General features: G+C 51.4%; 12 protein-coding genes. All 12 read left to right on the plus strand.

The genetic code is table 11. The features are described from left to right. Positions 1-48 precede the first annotated feature (48 nt). The 12 genes from AC50X8_RS16930 to spoVAE all read left to right on the plus strand — a co-directional run bounded on the left by AC50X8_RS16930 (position 49) and on the right by spoVAE (position 18247). Complete coding sequence (locus AC50X8_RS16930) at positions 49-2448, plus strand: glycoside hydrolase family 95 protein (protein ID WP_494880551.1); 2400 nt, start codon at positions 49-51, stop codon at positions 2446-2448. Between the two features lie 57 nt (positions 2449-2505). Further along, positions 2506-5403, plus strand: coding sequence for a glycoside hydrolase family 3 C-terminal domain-containing protein (locus tag AC50X8_RS16935; RefSeq protein WP_494880553.1), 2898 nt, complete (start codon positions 2506-2508; stop codon positions 5401-5403). Positions 5404-5770: 367 nt separating this feature from the next. Then, positions 5771-7579, plus strand: a complete 1809-nt coding sequence (locus AC50X8_RS16940) for a sensor histidine kinase (protein WP_494880555.1) — start codon at positions 5771-5773, stop codon at positions 7577-7579. Beyond that, positions 7572-9140 carry a response regulator transcription factor gene (locus tag AC50X8_RS16945; protein ID WP_494862060.1) on the plus strand — a complete coding sequence of 523 codons (1569 nt, stop codon included), beginning with the start codon at positions 7572-7574 and terminating at the stop codon, positions 9138-9140. Before AC50X8_RS16940 ends, AC50X8_RS16945 begins: the two co-directional genes overlap by 8 nt. Beyond that, complete coding sequence (locus AC50X8_RS16950; RefSeq protein WP_494880557.1) at positions 9118-9843, plus strand: cyclase family protein; 726 nt, start codon at positions 9118-9120, stop codon at positions 9841-9843. Before AC50X8_RS16945 ends, AC50X8_RS16950 begins: the two co-directional genes overlap by 23 nt. 310 nt (positions 9844-10153) lie before the next feature. After that, on the plus strand, positions 10154-11116 hold the full coding sequence (locus tag AC50X8_RS16955) for an ABC transporter permease (protein WP_056041968.1): 963 nt from the start codon (positions 10154-10156) through the stop codon (positions 11114-11116). 12 nt (positions 11117-11128) lie between these two features. After that, complete coding sequence (locus AC50X8_RS16960; RefSeq protein ID WP_056041966.1) at positions 11129-12019, plus strand: carbohydrate ABC transporter permease; 891 nt, start codon at positions 11129-11131, stop codon at positions 12017-12019. A gap of 103 nt (positions 12020-12122) precedes the next feature. Further along, positions 12123-13817, plus strand: coding sequence for an ABC transporter substrate-binding protein (locus AC50X8_RS16965; protein ID WP_494862057.1), 1695 nt, complete (start codon positions 12123-12125; stop codon positions 13815-13817). Between the two features lie 111 nt (positions 13818-13928). Continuing rightward, entirely contained in the window at positions 13929-15959 is a 2031-nt protein-coding gene (locus AC50X8_RS16970; RefSeq protein ID WP_056041961.1) for a beta-galactosidase, read from the plus strand. Positions 15960-16385: 426 nt separating this feature from the next. After that, entirely contained in the window at positions 16386-16877 is a 492-nt protein-coding gene (gene spoVAC, locus AC50X8_RS16975; RefSeq protein WP_056041958.1) for a stage V sporulation protein AC, read from the plus strand. A gap of 1 nt (position 16878) precedes the next feature. Continuing rightward, complete coding sequence (gene spoVAD, locus AC50X8_RS16980; protein ID WP_056041955.1) at positions 16879-17892, plus strand: stage V sporulation protein AD; 1014 nt, start codon at positions 16879-16881, stop codon at positions 17890-17892. A gap of 4 nt (positions 17893-17896) precedes the next feature. After that, positions 17897-18247, plus strand: a complete 351-nt coding sequence (spoVAE, locus tag AC50X8_RS16985) for a stage V sporulation protein AE (RefSeq protein ID WP_056041954.1) — start codon at positions 17897-17899, stop codon at positions 18245-18247. Positions 18248-18339: the final 92 nt, after the last annotated feature.

Genomic DNA, 18339 nt, shown 5'->3' on the forward strand with positions numbered 1-18339 from the left:
GCGCTGCAAGAGCGACGAACCATAAAAACTAAAGGAGTGACCATCGCAGTGACAACACAGCAACAGCAAAATATTCAGCCATGGAAGCTATGGTACAAGCAGCCAGCGAGCCGTTGGGAGGAAGCGCTGCCGATCGGCAATGGCCGACTGGGCGGCATGGTATTTGGAGATGCGCGCAAGGAGAGAGTTCAGCTTAACGAGGATACGTTATGGTCTGGATTTCCACGCGACACCAACAATTATGAAGCATTGCGGTATTTGAAAAAATCGCGCGAGCTCATTTTTGCTGGGCAATACGGCGAGGCCGAGACGCTTGTGCAGGATAAAATGCTAGGTATGAACACGGAGGCTTACCAGCCTCTGGGCGATCTTTATATGGAACATCGCCAGCTGGGAAGCGATAGCGGAACTTCTGCTTTTCGCCGTGAGCTTGACCTTGATACAGGAATTGCTTCGTCTGCGTATACAGTAGATGGCCGATCGTTTCGCCACGAAATATTCGTAAGCGCCGTCCATCAAGTGATGTGCATTCGCTATGAGGCGCTGGACGGCGGGGAGATTTCTCTAACGGCAGGGCTGGAGTCGCCGCATCCGGTGCAGCTGACGGAAGGTAGCGGCGGCGCGCTTGTACTGAGCGGGACATGCCCATCCCATATTGCCGACAACTATCGTCAGGATCATCCGAAGTCGGTGCTTTATGAGCAGGGCCGGGGTGTTTCCTTCGAGGCAAGGCTGCAATTGCTAGGTGCAGGCGCGACTAACATCGTAGGTGGCTCCAGCAGCTCGCTTACTGTAAGCGGACACGGCACGGTTACGCTTCTGCTTGCGGCTGCTTCCAACTTTGCCGGCTATCAGGTGATGCCGGTTAATGATTCCGCGGCATTGGCGCTTAAAAATGAGCAGCCACTAGCGATTGCATCGGCGCTCGGCTATGAGGAGCTGCGCAGCCAGCATATTGCCGAGCATCAGCGGCTTTTCCGCCGGGTAGCTATCGATCTCGGTACTAGCCCGAATGCGCTGCTTCCAACAGATGAGCGGCTTGCAGGCTATAAGCGGGGCGAGGCAGATCCGCAGCTGGAGGCTTTATATTTTCAATATGGCCGGTATTTGCTAATGCAGAGCTCAAGGCCCGGTACGCAGCCAGCCAACTTGCAGGGCATATGGAATGACCGGGTACAGCCGCCATGGAACAGCAACTATACGACGAATATCAATACGCAAATGAACTATTGGCATGCGGAAATTTGCGGGCTGGGCGAATGCCATGAGCCGTTGATTGATATGATTAGCGAGCTTAGCCAGACCGGCAGCCGAACTGCGTCTATTCATTATAATGCGCGCGGCTGGGTCGCCCATCACAATGTGGATCTATGGCGGGCCTCGACTCCTTCGGGCGGGCATCCAAGCTGGGCTTTCTGGCCATTCGGCGGCATTTGGCTTTGTCTGCATCTCTGGGAGCATTATGCGTTTAATCCAGATCTGGCCTACTTGCGCGAACGTGCGTATCCGGTCATGAAGCAAGCTGCGCTGTTCTGTCTGGACTGGCTGCAGGAGACAGAGAATGGCGTACTTGTAACGGTTCCGGCAACTTCGCCGGAAAATATGTACAAGCTGCCAGATGGCAGCGGCGGCACAAGCAGCGTTTCTCTGGCAACGACTATGGATATTTCACTTATTAAAGAGCTATTCACGCTTTGCCTGCACGCAGCCGATTTGCTAGGCGAGGATGAAGCGCTGCGCAGCGAGTGGCAGGAAGCGCTTGTGAAGCTGCCCCCATTTCAGGTTGGTTCGGATGGCAGGCTGATGGAATGGGTTGAGGAATATGAGGATCATGAGCCGGGACATCGCCATGTATCGCATTTAATTAGCCTGTACCCGGGTTTTCTGATTAATGCGGAGAAGGAGCCAAAGCTGCTGGAGGCTGGCCGGGAATCGCTGAGACAGCGAATCGCGAGCGGCGGCGGCCATACGGGCTGGAGCTGCGCTTGGCTGATTAACTTATATGCAAGGCTGGGCGAGCCGGAGCAGGCGCATCATTTTATCGAGACGCTGCTTTCCCGCTCGACGCATCCGAATTTGTTCGACGATCATCCACCGTTCCAAATTGATGGAAATTTCGGCGGGACAGCAGGTATTGCTGAACTGCTGCTTCAAAGCCATACGCAGGAGCTTGCGCTGCTGCCCGCACTGCCAAAAGCATGGCCGGACGGTTCCGTACGAGGACTGCGGGCGCGCGGCGGCTTCATTATCGATATGGAATGGAAAAATGGACGTCTGGCGTCTGCCCGCATCGAGTCATTGGCAGGCTCGCTATGCACGCTGCGCAGCGGCGATCTGGAGCTGGCCGTACAAATGGAAGGCGAAGGCACGCTAGTCGCAATGCAGGGCGAGCGGTTTGAAACGTCGGCTGGCGCTGTATATACCGTCTTGCCGAAGGAAGCACTGTAAGCTTAAATCATACACCTATATATAGAAGATATAGCATAAGGGAGAAGTGGAAAAACCATGACAGAACAGCAGTATCCATTTTTAGACGGCAAGCTGGACATAGAGGAGCGTGTGCGCGATCTCGTATCGCGGCTGACGCTGGAGGAAAAAGTAGAGCTAATGGTTCAATATCAGCCTGCCGTTGAGCGGCTCGGCGTAAAACCATACAAGCATGGAACGGAAGCAGCGCATGGTCTAGCTTGGCTCGGCGAAGCGACCTCGTTCCCACAGCCCCTCGGTCTTGGCTGCACCTGGAACCCGGAGCTGCTGAAAGCTATTGGTTCTGTCATCGGTGATGAAGCCCGCGTCTATTATCAGCGCGACCCAGAAGTAAATGGCCTCACGCTGTGGGCGCCTACCGTCGATATGGAACGCGATCCGCGTTGGGGACGGACGGAGGAGGCTTATGGCGAAGACCCGAAGCTGACGGGCGAGCTTACTACGGCACTCGTGCAAGGCATTCAAGGCGACGACCCGGTTTTTTTCAAAGCGGTCGCGACGCTGAAGCATTTTATCGCCAACAATAATGAAATTGATCGCGGCAGCTGCTCGGCGAGCATTGATCCGCGCAATATGAAGGAATATTACCAGCGTGCTTTTCAGCCTGCGTTCGTCAAGGGCGGCGCGCAATCGATGATGACGTCGTACAATTCGGTAAACGGCATCCCGACGATATTGCATGAGGATGTGAACAAGGTCGTTAAGGGCGAATGGGGCATGAATGGGTTTATCGTCAGTGATGCTGGCGATTTGATCGGCCTGGTGAAGGATCATCATTATTATGATACGTACAAGGAAGCGGTAGCCCATTCGATTAAAGCGGGAATCGACAGCATTACCGACGATAAGGAAATTAGCTGCGGGGCGATCCATGAGGCATTGTCCGAAGGCTTGCTTGCGGAAGCAGATCTTGACCAAGCGCTGACCAATACGTTCCGCGTGCGTTTCCGTCTTGGCGAATTTGATGCGGATAATCCGTATGCGAATGTGCCAGATTCCGTCTTATGCGCTCCAGCCCACGGCGACCTGTCGCTTCAGGCTGCCCGCGAGTCGATCGTTTTGCTCAAAAATGAAAAGGCCACGCTTCCGCTGAGCAGCAGCAAGCTGGGCAGCGTAGCGGTCATCGGGCCGCTCGGCGATGTTGTGTATCGCGATTGGTACTCCGGCACTTTCCCTTATACGGTTACGCCGTTCGCTGCCATCCAGCAGAAGCTGGCTGGCAAAAAGGTAACGTTTACGAGCGGCAGCAATCAGGTGGTATTGAGATCTGCCGCAGATGGAGCACCTGTCTCGCTTGGTGACAACGGTGTACTGCAGGTCGCCGCTGGCAGCGCTGCGGAGACGTTTGAGGTATGCGATTGGGGCTGGAACAGCTTGACGCTGCAAAGCCAATCGACGGGCAAATTCGCGACGAGCGCAGATGATGTCCACATTGCGGCTGCAGCGGATGAGGCCTATGGCTGGTATGTGAAGGAAGTGCTGCATCTGGATGCGAAAGCGGATGGCACGACGGACATTGTTACATGGGATGATAAACCAGTTGTGCTGAAGGAGCAGGATGGCAAGCAGCTGCTTACTGTAACCGAGGAAGTTACCGAGGAAGATCGTGCGCCAGAAGCAGCTGGAGACAACGCGGGCGGCGCAGCTAACAGCGGAAGCGGCAACAATCGTGACAAAGAGCATAAAGGTGCCTTTAGGTTAGACGTTACCGTTGATGGAATTGCCGCAGCAGTAGCGGCAGCCCGCGAAGCAGAAACAGCGATTGTATTCGTTGGCAACAACCCGCTTATTAACGGCAAGGAAGAAACGGACCGTCCGGGCTTTACGCTTGCAGCAGCGCAAGAGCAGCTGCTGAGGGAAGTATACGCGGTTAATCGAAACGTAATTGCCGTCGTCATCGGCAGCTACCCGTTTGAGCTTAATTGGGCGCAGGAGCATCTTCCAGCCGTTGTCTATTTGGCGCATGCCGGACAAGAGCTTGGCAATGCGGTCGCTGATGTGCTGTTCGGCGATTTTGCTCCGGCAGGCAAGCTGAATATGACTTGGTACAGCCAAATGGAGCAGCAGCTAACCGATATTTTGGATTATGACATTATTAAAGGAAAACGTACCTATTTGTATTTTGAGGATACGCCGCTATATCCTTTCGGCCATGGTCTGACGTATGCGCCATTTTCCTTCGACAGCCTGCAAATTTCCCCGGCTGAAACGGGCGAAGGCTGGACAGCCAGCATTCGAGTAACGAATACGGGCAGTGTGGAGGCCGGCGAAGTCGTGCAGCTGTATGCCCATGCGAATGCCTCGCGAGTTAAACGTCCGGTGAAGCAGCTCGTTGGCTTCGAGCGCGTTTACTTGCAGCCGCAGGAAAGCATTACGGTTCAGATCGCGATTAGCGCAGCTGAGCTTTCCATGTGGGATGTGACGCGGGACCGCTTCTGTCTGGAGTCAGGCGTTTACAGCCTGATGGCCGGCAGCTCGTCAAGCGACATCCGCTTGACAGCCGAGCTTTCCATCGAAGGCGAGAGCATTCCGCCAAGAGCGCTGATGCAGCTGACGCGCGCGGAAAACTATGATGATTATTCCGGCGTGCTGCTTGATGAGAGCAAGGAAAGCGGCACCTGCGTGCGGCTGGCGGACGCGTCTACTGCTGGCTGGATACGCCTTGCAGATGTGCAATGGAGCGCTGCTCCAGCAGCCATCGAGGCGCGGGTTAGCGGAGGCCCGGCTGGCGGCACGCTGACGGTGCGCTTTGGCGCGGCTGAGGCTGAGCAAGCAGCTGTTCTGACGGTGCCGGCTGGCGGCGAGCAGCAGTGGCAGACCGTTTCGGCATCGCTTGCAGCGGGCATTTCCCCGCAGGCGGACGTATATCTTTCGTTGAGCGGCAGCGTGCGGTTGAGCAGCTTTATTTTTTCCTAAAAGCATATTAAGGATCGTTAGGCCGCAGGCTCTTTATGAACTTGCGGTCTTTTTTAAATATAGGAAAGGATATGATTTCGCCATACTTTCTCTATATTTCTCGGACTGAAACGCACCGCGCCGCCAGAGGACGGCGGAAGCCGTTTCACCTTGCCAGTCGCGGCAAAAGCATGCGCAAGCCAAACCCTTTGTTTGCTGCAGGTGGGCAGGCTTATTTGGCTCGTTACCCGGGCGGGAGGAGCAGGGTGTACATCTGGGGTGCTGCATTTTATAATAGAAGCGGGGCTTTCGAGAACGCTTTCTTACATTTTTACCACGAATTGACGCTAGAGATATAAGAAGTAATAGAAGAAGGGGCATTTGCCGAGTGAAGAAACAATCTGCCTTCGTCAGAAGGATGAACGATGTTCGCATTAAGCATAAGCTGATGATTTCATTTTTGCTCGTCGTCTGCATTCCGGTGCTGCTTGTCGGCATTATTTTAACGGCGGCCTTTCGTCAAAATGTGCTGAATCAGGCGACGCAGCAGACGCTGAACAATGTAGAGAAAATCAAGAAGCAGACGGATGACATTATTCGGATGCCCATTACAATTTCGGATAAAATGCTGTTTGACAATGCGCTGCGAAGCACGGTGAACACCAATTATGAATCTACGTTTGAGGCTGTAAGCGCATTGTGGGAATTTCGGGCGTTTAAAGATTATATGCAGCTGTATTCAGAAATCAATAATATCCGCTTTTATACGACGAACGAAACGATTCTTGATAACTGGGAATTCATCAAAACAAGCAAAGCCACTGAAGAGGCTTCCTGGTACAAAAGTGCGATGGGGGAAGTCGGCATCCACTGGATGTACATCAAGGATGAGACGAAGAAAAATAAAAATTATCTCAGCCTTGTACGAAAAATACCGTTTCCTACCTATCGGACAAGCGGCGTGCTAGTCATTGGCATCAATCAAGAGAAGCTGAATGCGCTGCTTAGCCAGGAGCCTTTCGATACGATGATCTTTGATGATTCCGGCTATATTGTGGCGGCCAGCAATCCGAAGCAGGTGGGGCTGAATTTAACCAATCTCGATTTTTCCAATCAATTGTCCGGGAAAGGGCCGGGTACCTTTGAAATTTTGTATGAAGGCAAGCGTTCGCGGCTTGTCATGGAGGAGCTCACCCCACAATCGAGCCGCAATGGTTTGCGCATCGTATCCGTCTTTTCAATCGACAGCATCGTCAGCGAAGCGAATCGCATTAGTATTTTGGGACTGACGATTATGGGCATTAGTTTGGCAATTGCGTTTTTGCTCATTTATTTTTTCTCGGGACTACTTGCGACGCGCATGCTGCTGCTGCATAAAAACCTCAACAAAGTAGCAATGGGCGATTTGACGACGGTGGCTACGGTGGACGGCAATGATGAGATTGGGCTGCTCTCGCGGCAGTTCAACAATATGGTGGTCAGCATTCGCGGGCTGATGGACGAGGTTTCTGAGTCCCAGCGGCAGCAGGATCAGCTGGAACTGAGGCAGAAGGATATTAAGCTTAAAATGATGGCGAGCCAAATCAATCCCCATTTTTTGTTTAATGCGCTGGAGTCCATTCGCATGAAAGCGCATGTAAACGGCCAGACGGAAATTTCCTCGATTGTCCATATGCTGGGCAAGCTCATTCGCCGCAATTTGGAAATTGGCGCTGGTAAAATAAGACTTAAGGATGAGCTGGAAATTGTCCGCTGTTATTTGGAAATTCAGAAGTTTCGCTACGGCAATGACCGCCTCACCTTTAATTTGGAGCTGGACCCGCATGCACAGTCATTGGACATTCCGCCACTGATCATTCAGCCGTTGATCGAAAATGCGGTCATTCATGGTTTGGAAAACATCGATGAAGGCGGCTGCGTGACCGTGACGACGCTGCTTCGGGATCGGGTGCTGCATGTGAAAGTGTCGGATAACGGCATTGGCATTGACGAGGCTAGAATGGATGAAATTATGCTGGCGCTGGGGGATATGGACGATGAGCAGGAATATCGCATTGGACTGCGCAATGTTCATCAGCGACTGGTGCTGCTCTATGGACAGGCTTCCGGATTGCAGATTATGAGCGGCGGGGAAGATGGCGGAACGACCATTACGTTTCAAATCCCGCAAGCGCAAGGAGGGCAAGAAGATGCATAAGCTGCTTATCGTTGATGATGAGCCGATGATTCGCGCAGGTCTGCGTACAATTATTGATTGGGAAAGTCTTGGGTTTGTCTGGGTAGGGGAAGCGGCCAGCGGCCCAGAAGCCCTTATTAAGCACGGCCAGTTGGCGCCCGATTTAATTTTAATGGATATACGCATGCCGAGAATGGATGGCTTGCAGGTGATAGAGGAAATTCGCAAAATTGACACCTCCTGCCATTTTCTTGTTTTGAGCGGACATGCTGATTTCAGCTACGCGCAGCGGGCGATCCAGTTCGGCATTGACGCTTATATATTAAAACCGGTTGACGATGACGAGCTCTATGAGAATGTTGTGCGTATCGCGGGGATTTTGGACAAGCGTTCCGAGCAGGCGGCAAGTCTTGGCCATAGAGAGACGCTGCGCCGGGAGGAGCTGCTGCAACTTGCTGTATCGGGCGACGCGGCCAGCTATCCGGAAATATGGAAGGAGCTGGAGCAGCTTACTGGCGTTACGGCGAAGAGCTTCCAGCTGCTGCTCATTGAGTGGTCAAGAACGGAGGAGCATACGTCTGCTGCAAGCATTGCGGCGAGGCGTAGATTGACAAGTGCGGTACAGAGCAACCGGGCAGGCTGGACGTTTAGCTCGGGCGCATATACGGCTGTGCTGCTGAAAGATTACGTCGTGCAGGAAGGCACGGGCGAGCTGCTTCGGCAGTGGGTGCAGCAGGCGGCGCAGGAGCAGCGTTATATCGCTGTCGTTGGCGAGGCGGTGCCTGCGCTTGTACAGCTGCCGAGCAGCTATGAAGCCATACTTGCGGCGATTAAGCATAGCTTCCGGCTGTCAAGCGGCGAGCTTCATCTCGTCGGAGGCGAGGAGCAGGCTCTGCATGCAGAGGCGGATGAGGAGCAGCTCCAATTACGGCTCCAGGAGCTGGCCCAGAAGCTGTATTATATGCTCGACATCGGCAGCCAGGATGGCGTGCGGCTGATGCTGCAGGAATCGGGGGAGCTGGCGAGCACGAGCCGGCTTTCCGAGCAGCGCATTAAAACCAGCTTTGCGCAAATGCTGACGATTGTATTGAACAAGCTGACGGCGGTTCATGTACAGCTTGCGATTCAGGACGAGCTGCGCATTGTAACGGATTTATACAAACAGACGAACTATGATGAGATGATGGCGCTGCTGGAGGACCGTCTGTCGCAGCTCGCGTTCCGTCTCGGAAATTCGAGCAATGTATCGGTCATTAAGCAAATTACCGGTTTTATTGAGCGCCATTATGCGGAAAATTTAAAGCTGGAAACGCTGGCAGAGCTGTTTAATTATAATAGCGGCTATTTGGGCAAAATGTTTAAAAATTTCACCGGCGAGCATTTCAACACCTATCTCGATCAGGTGCGGCTGCGCCATGCGGTAGAGCTGCTTCAGCAAGGGCTTAAGGTCCATCAAGTATCCGAGCTGGTCGGCTATGCGAACGTCGATTATTTTCACGCTAAATTTAAAAAATATAAAGGCATGTCGCCTTCGTCGTTTAAAGGCATGGTGAAATCAGATGCCGAGCGGCAGGAGTCTTAAAGCGAAAGATAAAGCGAAAGCGAAAGCTAAATCTAAATCGAAAGGGGAACGTGGATTGAAAGTCATCGATTTGACGCATACCATTTTTGAACAGACGCCCGTTTATCCCGGCACGCCGCAGCCAACGCTGGAATCGCTGAGCACGTATGAGAAGGACGGCTTTAGAGAAACGCTGCTGACGCTTGCTTCTCACACCGGCACACATATGGATGCGCCTGCGCATATATTTGCGGGTGGAAAGACGCTGGAGCATATTCCAGCGCAGCAGTTCGTGGGGACGGCGCTCGTCATTTCATGCAGCGATCTGCAGGCTGGCGAGCAAATTACGATGGACTATATTGAGCGGGTACGCGCGCTTGCCGATTCGGTTGATTTTCTGCTTTTTTACACAGGCTGGTCCAAGCATTGGGGAACGGATGCATATTTTGGTGATTATCCCTATATGACGGAGGAAGTAGCCGACTATTTAATCAACAGTGGTAAAAAAGGCGTTGGCCTCGACGTTATTGGCGTTGACCCGATTTCGGATGCGAATTTGACCATTCACAAAAAAATCTTTTCGCAATCCGAAATGGTTATCGTCGAAAATTTAATTCATTTGGATCAAATAGGCGGCGGAGTATTTACCTTTTGCGCTTTGCCGCTCAAATTTCGGAATGCCGATGGAGCGCCGGCGCGGGCGATTGCCATCGTAGAATCATAACGAAGCGGGTAAATAAACTTCCAATTACATATTTTATTTTCCAAAAATGCCCTCGGCTTGTTTTCAAGCGGAGGGCATTTTTTTGCGAAATCCGTCATTTTTAGCTAATGATCCGGCCGGAATCCCTCATTTTTTGCAGAAAAATCATATCAAAATCACATAAATAGCAGCCTGTACGTATTTTTATATGATTTTAGGTGGAATTTGTCGGGTGCCTAGCTGAAAATGCTATCGGTTATGATGGGAACATAATAAAGAGAGAAATTCACGGATATGTTGAGTGAAAGTGAAGTTTTTAGGAGGAGCAGAGATGAAATCGTTACCAACCGCAGAACACCCGCTTAATGTGAACAAAAGCAAAGCCAATCGTTTCTGGGACCGGATGAAGCAGCAGAAATACTTGTATTTTATGTCCGTCCCGTTTGTCATCTGGGTTTTCGTATTCAGCTATGTACCGCTTTGGGGCTGGGTGATGGCATTCCAGAATTATAAACCGGCCAAAGGATTTTTTGAACAAAAATGGGTCGGCTTCGACAACTTCATTCAGTTGTTTGGAGATGAACGCTTTTATCTCGTCCTGCGCAATACGCTGGGCATGAGTATTATGGGACTGATCGTCTCGTTTACCGTTCCCGTTATTTTTGCCCTGTTTCTCAATGAGATCAGAGGCCAATTTTTCAAACGCTCCATCCAGACGATTTCGTATTTGCCCCACTTTGTATCCTGGGTTGTCGTCGCTGGCCTTGTTAGCAAAATGTTGTCCACGGATAGCGGCGGTGTCAACGACCTGCTTATGTGGCTAAATCTGATAGACGAGCCGATTCAATTTATGACGAAAGGCAGCTGGTTCTGGGGCATTGTAACGATGTCCGATATGTGGAAGGAAACGGGCTGGAACTCGATCATATTCCTGGCGGCTATGGCGGGCATTGATCCCGAGCAATATGAAGCGGCAACCGTTGACGGAGCAGGAAGATTCCGTAAAATGTGGAATATTACATTGCCCGGCATTCGCACCACCTTTATGGTATTGTTTATTTTGTCCATCGGACATTTGATCAGCATTGGCTTTGAAAAGCAATTCCTCCTCGGCAACCCGCTCGTTGTCGATTATTCCGAGGTACTCGATTTATATGCGCTGAAGTATGGCATTCAAATGACCCGCTTCTCTTACGGTACGGCGATCGGCATATTCAACTCCGTCGTCAGCATTATACTCGTGTTTAGCGCTAACGCCATCTACAAACGCATTACGAAAGAATCGGTTATTTAGGAGGAGAAAAGCATGCAGGGAACGATTAGACCAAAGTCAGAAATCATTACAGACGTCATCATATATATTGTGATGGGGCTTGCTGGATTAATTACGATTTACCCGTTTTTGAACGTACTCGCTATTTCATTCAATGAATCGATGGATACGGTAAAAGGCGGCATTACGGTGCTGCCTAGAAAATTCACCTTGGAAAACTATATTACGATTTTTCAGTATAAAACATTGCTGACCGGTTTCCAAAACTCGGTGCTGCGTACGATTATCGGTACGATTATCGGGGTGCTGTCGGCTTCAATGATGGCATTTGTGCTTAGCCGCCGCGAATTTCAGGCGCGCAAGCTGATTTCACCGCTTTTCGCGATGACGATGTATTTCTCCGGCGGTATGATCCCTATTTATTTGCTGATTAAGAATCTAAATTTGATGAGCAGCTTCTGGGTATATATTATTCCGCTTATTTTGAGCGTTTGGAACATTTTCGTCGTCCGCTCCTACATTGATGGGCTGCCATACGCTCTGCAAGAGTCTGCAAAAATCGATGGCGCCAATGACTTTACGATTTTCTGGCGGGTCATCCTGCCGCTTTGCCAGCCTGTGTTGGCGACAATTGCACTGTTCATTGCGGTACAACACTGGAATGCTTGGTTAGATACGTATTTGTACAATCCGCAGGCCCCGCAGTTTACAACGCTGCAATATGAGCTGATGAAGGTGCTGCAATCGACGCAGTCCGGCTCTAATTACCGTGATGCGAGCGTACAGCAAAACTTGGCTGCGGTATCGCCAGAATCCATCCGGATGGCCATTACGATGGTCGTTACGGTACCGATTTTAGTCGTCTATCCTTTCCTGCAAAAATATTTTGTCAAAGGGATGACGCTTGGCTCCGTCAAGAGCTAGTGGACGGGCCTTAAGGCTTCCATATGGTAATAGCAGGTTTCCTGTTATATACAAGTTTATCGCTTCATAATTTAATACCGATTAAAAGGGAGGCAATACGAAGATGAAGAAAAAGAAAACCGCTCTAATGGGCTTGCTGCTTGCAACGGCTTTGACTTTCACAGCATGCGGCTCGGGCAACAATAACGAAGCAGGCACAGGCAATACTGGCAATGCAGGCGATGGAAGCTCTACTGAGCCTATTACGGTACGACTGGTATCGGGCGATAACAATCCAGACTGGGATAACATGCAAAGCGACATCGGTAAATTCCTCCAAGAAAAAACAGGCATTACGATGCAGCAGGAGTTCCCGGTTGGCGGATCAGATACGGACATGTTCGCTCTGATGGCAGCAAGCGGAGAGTATCCGGATATGGTTATGGCGAAGGGCAGCGTAAAAAGCTTGGTTGACGCTGGCGCGCTTCTTGACCTGACGGATCTCATTGAAGAACATGCCCCTAATATTAAAAAAGTGTATGGCGATTATTTAACCCGCCTTCGTTACAGCAAAGATGATCCAGCTATTTATGAGCTTCCTTCTTCCGGTGTAGGCCAAACTTATTTTGATGCCGAAGGCGGCTTCGAAATTCAGCATCAGGCGCTTGAGGCGCTGGGCTACCCTGAAATCAAAACCGTTAAAGATTATGAAAATGCCATTAAATCGTACATTGAGAAAAATCCGACGACTGAGGATGGACAAAAAAGAATCGGCTTGTCGCTTAACGGCGGCGAATGGCAAATTCTGATTTCCGTAACAAACCCTGCATTTTATGCAACAGGCTTGCCGGATAATGGCGAGTTCGCTATCGACGAGAAAACATTCGAAACGAAGCTTCACTACCAACGTGAGGAAGAAAGAGAATATTTCCGCTGGCTGAACCACATGAACGATATCGGCCTTCTGGACAAAGAAAGCTTCGTTCAAAAATATGACCAGTACAAATCTAAAATTGCAACAGGCCGAGTAGTCGGCATTATCGATCAGAAGTGGGACTACATGCAAGCGGAAAATTCCCTGAAAGCGGAAGGAAAGTTCGATGCGACGTATGCGCGCTTCCCTGTAACGCTTGATGAAAGCTTCCAAGATCATTCGTATCAAGGTACAGGCTACATGGCAGGACACGGTCTTGCGATTACGAAATCGGCCAAAGATCCTGTCCGTCTGATCAAGTTCCTGGATTACTTGGCTTCTGAAGAAGGTCAAATTCTCGTTAACTGGGGCATTGAAGGCAAGCATTATGATGTTGTGGACGGCAAACGCGTATTCAAGCAAGAAATTCAAGATCTCAAAACAAACGATGGCAACAAATTTAAGAAAACGACAGGTATTGAAAATTACTTCATATCGGCTCGTTACGGCGATGGCGTTAAAGATTCCACAGGCAACTATTTTACGACGAAATTCCCAGAGCAGTTCAAAGCTGAATATTCGGAAGCGGACAAAAAGACGCTTGCCGCTTACAAAGTGGAGATGTACAAAGAATTCTGGCCTGCAGACGATGCTTTCCCTGAGCGTCCTTACGGCGCAGCATGGAACTTGAATTTTGAAACAGGCTCGGAAGCGGATGTCATTTTCCAAAAAACACAAGATATTATGAAGAAACGTGTTCCGGAAGCGATTTTGGCGAAGCCGGAAAACTTCGACAAAATATGGGATGATTTCATGGCGGATCTGGACAAAGCAGGCGCTAGCAAGCTGAATGAACAGTTTACGCAAATGGTTAAAGACCGCGTGGAGTTCTGGTCGCAAAAGTAAGGGGATGCAATGGAGGGGAGAACTCTTAAATGAGTTCTCTCCTTCATTTCTGTCAATAGGCATGTTATGGTAATTAAAGACTAGTCGAAATGGAAGAGGAGCTGTTTTACAGTGATTAATGAAAAATTGCCGAAAATTTGGTACGGTGGCGACTACAATCCGGAGCAGTGGGATGAGTCTGTTATGGAAGAGGATATTCGGATGTTCAAGCTAGCGGGCATTGATGTAGCGACCGTCAACGTCTTTTCGTGGGCGCGCATTCAGCCTGATGAGGACACTTATGATCTCGAATGGCTGGACCGCATCATTGACCGACTATACAAGGACGGCATTTATGTCTGTCTGGCGACGAGTACAGGTGCACACCCGGCATGGCTGGCGAAAAAGCACCCCGATGTGCTGCGTGTCGATTACGACGGACGCAAGCGCAAATTCGGCGGACGCCACAATTCCTGTCCGAACAGCCCGGCTTACCGCAAGCTGTCCGAGCGTTTGGCTGGCACGATTGCACAGCGCTATAAAGATCACCCCGCTGTGCTCGTATGGCATGTATCGAATGAATACGGCGGCTATTGCTACTGTGACAACTGCGAGGCGTCATTCCGCGTTTGGCTGGAGCAGCGATATGGCACGCTTGAGAAGCTGAACAAGGCGTGGAATACCGCATTTTGGGGCCATACCTTTTACGATTGGGATGAGATCGTTGCTCCCAGTGCCCTCAGCGAGGAGTGGGGCCACAACCGGACCAATTTCCAGGGCATTTCCATCGACTACCGCCGCTTTCAGTCGGCAAGCATGCTTGCTTGCTATAAGCTGGAATATGAAGCGATTAAGCAGCATTCGCCTAATCTGCAAGTGACAACGAACTTAATGGGTACTTACTCCGAGCTGGATTATTTCGAATGGGCAAAATATATGGATGTCGTCTCTTGGGACAACTATCCTGCGATGGATACGCCATTCAGCCTGACGGCAATGACGCATGATCTGATGCGCGGCCTCAAAAGCGGCCAGCCGTTTATGCTGATGGAGCAAACGCCAAGCCAGCAAAACTGGCAGCCGTACAACTCGCTTAAACGTCCTGGCATTATGAAGCTATGGAGCTATCAGGCGGTGGCGCGCGGCGCGGATACGGTGCTGTTTTTCCAGCTTCGCCGCTCGGTTGGTGCTTGTGAAAAATACCATGGCGCCGTTATTGAGCATGTCGGCCATGAAAATACCCGCGTATTCCGCGAATGTGCCGAGTTGGGTGCTGAGCTTCAGCAGTTGTCTGGCCGCATCCTCGATTCGCGTGTTCATTCCAAGGCAGCGATCGTCTACGATTGGGAAAATCGCTGGGCGGTCGAGCTGTCGAGCGGTCCGACCGTCGCGCTTAAATATCTCGATGAGGTTCATAAATATTATGACGCCTTGTTCCAAATGAACGTGCAGACGGATATGATCAGCGTGGAGGAGCAGCTCGATCGTTACGATCTCGTCATCGCTCCTGTGATGTATATGGTGAAGCCTGGCTTTGCGGAGAAGGTTGAAGCTTTCGTTGCGCGCGGCGGCACTTTCGTCACGACGTTTTTCAGCGGCATCGTCAATGAAAATGATATCGTGACGCTGGGCGGATATCCGGGCAAGCTGCGCAAGGTGCTGGGCATTTGGGCCGAGGAAATCGATGCCCTGCTGCCGGGCAAGCAAAATGATATTATCCTTAATAAACCGCTTGGCGCGCTTGATAGCGGGACATACTCCGGCAGCATTTTGTGCGATCTGATTCATACAGAGGGCGCTGAAGTGGTTGCCGAATATGGTTCAGACTTCTATAAAGGCATGCCTGCGGTAACGGTTAATTCGTTTGGCGAAGGCAAAGCCTGGTATGTGGCGACCAGCCCGGATAAAACGTTCCTCGAAGGCTTCATGGCCCATTTGTGCTGTTCTGCCGGCATTAAACCGCTGCTTGCGACTCCAGACGGCGTTGAAGTGTCGCAGCGGGCCATTAACGGCAGCACCTTTACGTTCATTTTGAATCACAATGCGGAAGCGGTGCAGCTCTCGGAGCTGCCTAGCACGTTCACGAAAGAGCTGCTGAGCGGGGAAGCTGTAAACGGATCGCTTGCCATCGCAGCGAAAGGCGTAGCGATTTTGGAAAGCTAGAAGAACCGCTGCGGACAAGCTCCGCATTTGCCCCTGCCCGCATATGCTGAACGTATAGAAGCATAGCTAAAGGGAGGGCCGCCTGTGAGGAAAGCCAATGCATTAAGCAGCCGCAAGCAATTGGAGCTGATTTTACTTGTGCTGGCGCTGTATGTGCTGCTCGTTCTGCTGTTGATTTTGCTATTATTTTAAGCTGGATGTCCGTGCTGGCTCACGGACCAGGAATATAAAGGAGCATTCGACTGTTTTGGCTGCGGCTAAAGCGGGCGAATGCTCTTTTTTTCCGAATATAAGCATTTGAAAGGAAAACGATGTGCTGCATACATAATAGCCCCTTAGGTGGCAAATAATGATCAAGAACTGGTGCGTCCGCGCATCTCGTGTTTAGCATTTTGCAGCAGCGTATAACGGAAAGGGGGGCAAGCTATGACAGCAAGCAGCTCAGACAAAGGGAAATACAAGAAGATGGCGATGTCGTCAAAGGAATACCAGAACTTTGCCAAAACGCGGGAGCCTGCCCGCTCCATAGGAACGAATTGTTTGAGAGCCTTCATTATTGGCGGCGGTATTTGTGTGCTTGGGCAAGTGATTCAGGAGCTGTTTATGCATTTGCTTCATATGAAGGCGGAGGATGCGAGCAATCCGACGGTTGCTGTGCTCATTATTATTTCAGTGATTTTGACGAGCATTGGGGTGTACGATAAAATCGCCCAGTGGGCAGGAGCCGGCACAGCCGTGCCTGTCACAGGCTTCGCCAATTCGATGTGCTCGGCGGCGCTGGAGCACCGTGCTGAAGGGCTTGTCCTTGGCGTTGGCGCCAATATGTTCAAGCTGGCGGGCTCCGTTATCGTGTTCGGCGTTGTGGCAGCATTCTTCGTCGGCATCGTCCATCTCATTCTCGGCACAGGAGGGCAATAATATGCTGCGCGGCAAACAGACCTGGTGGTTCGAGAAGCGCCCCGTCATCATCGGCGCGGCAACGGTAGTAGGGCCAGACGAAGGCGACGGCCCGCTGGCCGAGGATTTTGACCTTGTGCATCCCGAGCTGGATATGCAGCAGAAAAGCTGGGAGAAGGCCGAGCGGCTGCTGCTGGAGCAGGCAGCGGACTTCGCGCTTCAGCATGCCCGGATCGACAAGGAAATGGTGCAGTTTTTTGTGGGCGGCGATTTAATGAACCAAATCATAAGCAGCAGCTTTGCAGCGCGGTCGCTGGGCGTGCCTTATCTTGGCGTCTTCGGCGCCTGCTCCACGTCGATGGAGTCGCTGTCGATTGCCGCAATGCTCGTCAACTCCGGCTCTGCCGATTATGTGCTGGCGGGCACATGCAGCCATAACTGCACGGCGGAGAAGCAGTTCAGATACCCGACCGAATACGGCTCGCAGAAGCCGCCGACGGCACAATATACCGTTACTGGCGCTGGAGCCGGACTCGTTGCCGCTTCGGGGGACGGTCCGACCATCGAATGCGCGACGATCGGGAAAATCGTCGATCTCGGGATCACCGATCCATTTAATATGGGCGCTGCGATGGCACCTGCGGCTGTCGATACGATTCAAGCGCATTTTAACGATACAGGACGTTCCCCAAAAGATTATGACTTAATCGTAACAGGCGACCTTGCTGGTGTCGGGCATCCGCTTGCCAATGAGCTGCTGCTGCAAAATGGCGTGCCGATGGATGACACGGTTTTTGGCGATTGCGGCCTAATGGTGTACGATGTGAACCGCCAGAAGGTGCAGGCGGGCGGCAGTGGCTGCGGCTGCTCGGCAGTTGTCACCTATGGCCATTTGCTTAAGCGGCTCGCAAGGGGCGAGCTGAAGCGGATATTAGTCGTTGCGACGGGAGCGCTGCTGTCACCGCTGTCATTCCAGCAGGGCGAGAGCATTCCCGGCATTGCGCATGCTGTCGCGATTTGCGGAAAGGAAGGGTAAGGCGATGATTTTTTTATGGGCATTTCTAGTAGGCGGCGCTATTTGCGTCCTAGGGCAAATTATGTTTGATGTGTTTAAGCTGACCCCGGGGCATACGATGGCGACGCTGGTCGTTATTGGGGCAGTGGTGGATGGCATCGGCTTATACGAGCCGCTCGTTGCCTTCGCCGGAGCGGGAGCGACGGTCCCGATTACGAGCTTCGGCAATGCGCTTGTGCACGGGGCTCTGACCGAGCTGCATGACCAAGGCTGGATTGGCGTTATTTCCGGCATCTTTAAAGTGACGAGCTCGGGCATATCGGCTGCGATCATCTTTTCGTTCCTGGCGGCATTGGTTATTCGGCCTAAGGGGTAATATAGGGGAAATAGATTGGAAAACTGGAGGGTCCTGTGGGATCCTCCAGTTTTTTTTGGAAATTGATGCATTTGTACTTACTTGCTGGACTA

Source organism: Paenibacillus sp. JT22N15 (assembly GCF_059383755.1).